Origin of the sequence: Streptomyces globisporus (assembly GCF_003501885.1) — a bacterium.
In the GTDB taxonomy this organism is placed as follows: Bacteria; Actinomycetota; Actinomycetes; order Streptomycetales; family Streptomycetaceae; genus Streptomyces; species Streptomyces globisporus_D.
Genome location: NZ_QWFA01000342.1, coordinates 1 through 5,089 on the forward strand (window position 1 = coordinate 1; position 5,089 = coordinate 5,089).

At 72.1% G+C, this 5,089-nt stretch carries 4 protein-coding genes and 1 pseudogene; 2 read left to right on the forward strand and 3 right to left on the reverse strand.

Annotation, left to right across the window (positions count from 1 at the left end; all coding sequences use genetic code 11):
* From D3105_RS33195 to D3105_RS33205, 3 genes are all read right to left on the reverse strand, one after another.
* The coding region (locus tag D3105_RS33195; protein WP_206273044.1) for an NADH-quinone oxidoreductase subunit C at positions 1-691 on the reverse strand (691 nt) is incomplete at its 3' end.
* Positions 688-1,356, reverse strand: coding sequence for an NADH-quinone oxidoreductase subunit B (locus tag D3105_RS33200; RefSeq protein ID WP_118906528.1), 669 nt, complete (start codon positions 1,354-1,356; stop codon positions 688-690). The genes D3105_RS33195 and D3105_RS33200, both read right to left, overlap by 4 nt.
* Complete coding sequence (locus D3105_RS33205) at positions 1,347-1,763, reverse strand: NADH-quinone oxidoreductase subunit A (RefSeq protein ID WP_206273046.1); 417 nt, start codon at positions 1,761-1,763, stop codon at positions 1,347-1,349. The genes D3105_RS33200 and D3105_RS33205 overlap by 10 nt, the downstream gene beginning before the upstream one ends.
* A 243-nt stretch (positions 1,764-2,006) precedes the next feature.
* Here D3105_RS33205 and D3105_RS33210 point away from each other — a divergent pair, with 243 nt between their 5' ends.
* Together D3105_RS33210 and D3105_RS33215 are read left to right on the forward strand one after the other, a co-directional pair.
* Positions 2,007-3,197, forward strand: a complete 1,191-nt coding sequence (locus tag D3105_RS33210) for a sensor histidine kinase (protein WP_118906529.1) — start codon at positions 2,007-2,009, stop codon at positions 3,195-3,197.
* A 239-nt stretch (positions 3,198-3,436) separates the two neighbouring features.
* A pseudogene (locus D3105_RS33215) lies at positions 3,437-4,766 on the forward strand (sensor histidine kinase).
* The last annotated feature ends 323 nt before the right edge of the window (positions 4,767-5,089 follow it).

Sequence of the window (5,089 nt, forward strand, 5' to 3'; positions counted from 1 at the left end):
GCCCCCTGAAGGGCCAACTCCCCCCAGCCGCGGGGCGGGCGGCCCGGGTCGGGCGCACCGCGGCTGGGGGGAGTTGGCCCTTCAGGGGGCCCCATTCGTTCGGGTCGGGGACGCCGGGCGGGAGCATCGCGCGTCGCTTCGGGCCCGTGTGGCCTTCCGCCGGCTCACCCGGCTCCTTCGCCCCGGGCCAGGCCTTCGCGACGCGCGCGGCCAGGACGAAGTCCTTGCGCAGCGGGTGGCCTTCGAAGCCTTCGGGCAGGAGCAGCGGCACGAGATGGGGGTGGCCGTCGAACGCGACACCGAACATCTCGTGCGTCTCACGCTCGTGCCAGGCCGCGCCCGCGTACACGTCGATGGCGCTGGGCAGCACCGCCGCGTCGTGCGGCACGGTCGTGCGGACCATCAGCCGCCGTACCGTACCCGTGCCGAGGGCCGCGACATGGGCGCAGACGCGGAAACCGACGCCCGGTTCGTCCACGGCGCTGAGCCAGTCGAAGTAGGTGCACCCGAGTTCGTCGCGGGCGGTCCGCAGCGCGGTGAGCCAGTCGGCGGCGGGGACGTCGACGGTCAGCAGGTCGTACGCCGACTCCGCCGTGGCCTCGTCGCCGAACACGTCGGTGACCGCGTCCGGCAGCCGGTCGTAGGCCTCGGCCCCGGCGGCGGACTCCGCGTACTGGTCGCGATCGCTCATCGCCGCCCCTCCTCGTCGGGTTGCGAAGCCGCTGCCGGCGCGGCGACGAGGCCGCTGCGCAGGGCCTCGGTGGACGGGCCGCCGCCCGGCCCCCCGGAGGCGTACCGCTCGGCGAGGGATTCGCGCGCGATCTTCTCCTGGAGCTTGAGGATGCCCTGGAGCAGCGCCTCGGGCCTGGGCGGGCAGCCGGGTACGTACACATCGACGGGGATGATCTGGTCGACGCCCTTGGTCACGGAGTACGAGTCCCAGTAGGGGCCGCCGCAGTTGGAGCAGGCGCCGAAGGAGATGACGTACTTCGGTTCGGGCATCTGCTCGTACAGCCGCTTCACGGCCGGGGCCATCTTGTCCGTCACGGTGCCGGACACGATCATGAGGTCGGCCTGACGGGGGCCGGGGGCGAACGGGATCACGCCGAGCCGGATGAAGTCGTGGCGGGCCATGGACGCGGCGATGAACTCGATGGCGCAGCAGGCGAGTCCGAAGTTGAAGACCCAGAGGCTGTAGCGGCGGCCCCAGTTGAGGACGACCTTCATCGGCTCCGGTGCGAGCCTGGAGAGCACGCCGAGGCGCTTGGGCTCGGGAAGGAGGACCGGGTCGGCGGGGGCGGGGGACGGGGACGCGGGCTGCTGCGACGCGGGGTCCGGTCGGCTCGTCAGGCCCATGCGAGGACGCCCTTCTTCCATGCGTAGAGCAGTCCCACGGCCAGAAAGCCGAGGAAGATGAACATTTCGACCAGGGTCGTCGCGCCGTATCCCGGCGCTGCGAACACCGTGGCCCACGGGAACAGGAAGATGGAGTCGACCGCGAAGATCACGTACAGGAACGCGTAGACGTAGTAGCGCACCTGGGTGTGCGCCCAGCCCTCGCCGACCGGGTCGACGCCGCATTCGTAGGTGAGCAGCTTCTCCGGGGTGGGCACGATGGGGCGCAGCAGTCGCCCGGCCCCGAAGGCCACAGCGACGAACAGGACGCCGACCAGGGCGAGCAGGCCGATGACCGAATAGCTCTGGAAGTAATCGGAGGCGAATGCGGTAACTCCGTCCACCGGAACGCCGGACACCCCGGTCATGCCCGCCGCGTCCGCCACGCCGGTCACGTCCGTAACGTCGGCCACGTCCGCCCCTCGCTCCCTCGTCGTCCGCTTCTGTCCCGCGTGCCCGTTGTGTACACACGGGTTCTGTACGCACGGGAGTCTAGGGCCTGCTAAACGGAGCGTAAGCAGCCGCGTCGGACATCGGGTGGGGTTATCCCTACTTCACCCCCACCCACGAGCCCCATGGTGTGCGTGGGCGCGGCCCGGCAGGCTGGGGGTATGACCATGAGCCCCTCCGTGCCGGACCCCGACCGGCTGCCGCCCGCCCGTTTCGCCCTCGACCGGTGGACCTGGCGGGAGATCGCGTATCTGCTCGCCAATCTGCCGGTGGCCGTCGTCGGGTTCGTCTACACGGTTGTTGTGATCAGCGTGGGCGCCGGACTGTCCGTCACCGTGATCGGTCTGCCGCTGCTGGTCGGCGGTCTCCAGGGCGCTCGGCTGGTGGGCCGGCTGGAGCGGCGGCGGGCGCGGTGGATGCTCGGCGTGCGGGTGGAGGAGCCGAGTCCGCTCGGGCGCGGCCACCGGGACCAGGGGTTCTTCGTCCGGCTGTGGGCGGGGCTGAAGGACCCGGTGGGCTGGCGGGCGTTGTTGTACGGGTTCATCCGACTGCCGTGGGGCGTGCTGACGTTCGCGGTGACGCTGGTGAGCCTGTTCGTCCTGTGGCCGGTACTGCCGTTCATCGCGCGGGGGCTGACGACGGTGGACCGGGCGATGGTGCGCGGGCTGCTGTCCCCGTCGGACGAGTTGGAGCGGCGCATCGCCGAGCTGGAGTCGGACCGGGGCGTGGTCGTGGACACCGCCGCCGCCGACCTCCGCCGGATCGAACGCGACCTGCACGACGGAGCCCAGGCCCGCCTGGTCGCCCTCGCCATGGGGCTCGGCCTGGCGAAGGAGAAGCTCACCGACGACCCCGAGGCCGCTGCCCGTATGGTCGACGAGGCCCACGGCGAGATCAAGGTGGCGCTGCAGGAGCTGCGCGACCTGGCCCGCGGCATCCACCCCGCCGTCCTCACCGACCGGGGCCTGGACGCCGCACTCTCCGCCATCGCCTCCCGCTGCACGGTCCCGGTCAAGGTGTCGGTGGGGCTTCGGGGGCGCCCGGCCGAGGCGATCGAGGGGATCGCGTATTTCACCGTCTCGGAGCTGCTCCAGAACATCAGCAAGCACAGCGGTGCGCGGTCGGCCTCCGTCGACGTGTGGCGTTCGGGGGACCGGCTGCTGCTCCAGGTCACGGACGACGGCGGGGGCGGGGCCCGGTTGGACGGCGGCTCGGGCCTGGCGGGGCTCGCCGAGCGGCTCGACGCGGTCGACGGAGTGTTCGTCGTGGACTCGCCGGAGGGCGGGCCGACGACCGTCACCGCCGAGCTGCCCTGGCGCGACCGGACCGTTGCGGCCGCACGAACGGTATGACCGCATGCCTGCATGCCTGCACGGACGGCCTGCCCTCCCGTCCGACCGGGGGTAGGGAAAACCCCCGGTCGGATACGGAGAGGGACCTCATGGTGCGGAAGGCCGCCGGCCAGCACCCTTGAGGGAGAACGGCGGAAGAGCGGTCCGTGGTCACGGGCCGCCTCCAGCGCCACGGCGGCGCACACCCCACGGACACAGCCCACTGAGAGACTGAGACAGAGACGGAACGGACGGGACTCATGGCCACGGCATACGGACCGGACACGCGGGACCGGGAGCACGAGGGTTCCGCCCCCGGCTTCGGGGTGAAGACCCGGACGAGGCATTTCCTCCCCGCGCCGCTGCGTGCGCCGCTGGAGGCCCGTGCCTGGAGCGAGCTCCTCTACGCGCTGCTGAGCTTCCCGCTCAGCACGGTGATGTTCGTCTTCGCGGTCACCATGACGTCGTTGAGCGCGGGCCTGATGGTCACCTTCGTCGGGATACCGGTCCTCGCTGTCGGCCTCGCCGTGTGCCGGGGCTTCGGGGCCTTGGAGCGGCACCGGGCGCGGGCGCTGCTGCGGGTGGAGGTGGCGGATCCGGAGCGGGTGCAGGGGAAGACCGGCGGCCCGATGTCGTGGATGGGCGCGGTCCTCAAGAGCGGGGCGTCCTGGCGGCACCTGCTGTACACGCTGCTGCACTTCCCGTGGGCCATATTCACGTTCGTCGTCGCGATCTCGTTCTGGACGTACGGCCTGATGGCGCTGACGTACCCGCTGTGGTTCTGGCTGTTCCCGATGTTCGGCGGGCAGGACGGCATCCAGGTGTACGGGGACCGCACCCACGCGGAGTATCTGAACTCACCCCTCGAGCTGGCGGCGACCGGGGCGGTGGGCCTGGTGCTGGTGATGGCGGCGCCCTGGGTCGTGCGGGGTCTGCTGACGGTGGACCGGCTGATGGTCACCGGTCTGCTGGGGCCGTCCCGGCTGGCCACCCGGGTCTCCGAGCTGGAGTCGGACCGGGGCGTGGTCGTGGACACCGCCGCCGCCGACCTGCGCCGGATCGAACGCGACCTGCACGACGGAGCCCAGGCCCGCCTGGTCGCCCTCGCCATGGATCTGGGCCTGGCGAAGGAGAAGCTCACCGACGACCCCGAGGCCGCTGCCCGTATGGTCGACGAAGCGCATGGCGAGGTGAAGGTGGCGCTGCAGGAGCTGCGCGACCTGGCCCGGCCTGGACGCCGCACTCTCCGCGATAGCCTCCCGCTGCACCGTGCCCGTGACCGTCGAGGTGGACCTGGATGCGCGTCCGGCGCAGGCGATCGAGGGGATCGCGTACTTCACCGTCTCGGAGCTGCTCCAGAACATCAGCAAGCACGCCCGAGCGACCCGGGCCACGGTCGATGTGTGGCGGGCAGGAGACCGGGTGATGCTCCAGGTCACGGACAACGGCCGGGGCGGGGCGTCGTCGGCGTCGGGCGGCGGCCTGGCCGGACTGGCGGAGCGGCTGGACGCCGTGGACGGGGTCCTGGTGGTCGACTCCCCGATCGGCGGTCCGACAACGGTCACAGCCGAGCTGCCCTGGCGCGGCTGACCCGGACGAACTGACCGGGCGGGGGCGAGCCGGACCGACCCGCCGCCCTGGCGGAGTCACCCCGGGCTTGGCCGCCGCGGCCCGGGCGGCCAAGCCCGGCCTGGCGCGGCTGACCCGGCCCGGCCGATCCGGTGGGCCTGCCCTGGACGAACCCCGCCCTCCCCGTTCCTTGCCGGGGCCGGTCTTCTCTCCCCGCCGGGGCCGGCCCTCTCACGTTGCTCCCCTGCCCCTCCTTCTCTCCCCTCCCTTCCCCACACCTCCCCTCATCCCCTGCGTTCCCCCGCCCCCCCGCTCTCCCCCTCACTGGTCCGCGTGGGTTATCC

Bases quoted from the DNA above. Each gene is read 5' to 3' on its own strand.
- D3105_RS33210 (WP_118906529.1), top strand. From the start codon at position 2,007: ATGACCATGAGCCCCTCCGTGCCGGACCCCGACCGGCTGCCGCCCGCC.
- D3105_RS33200 (WP_118906528.1), bottom strand. From the start codon at position 1,356: ATGGGCCTGACGAGCCGACCGGACCCCGCGTCGCAGCAGCCCGCGTCC.
- D3105_RS33205 (WP_206273046.1), bottom strand. From the start codon at position 1,763: ATGACCGGGGTGTCCGGCGTTCCGGTGGACGGAGTTACCGCATTCGCC.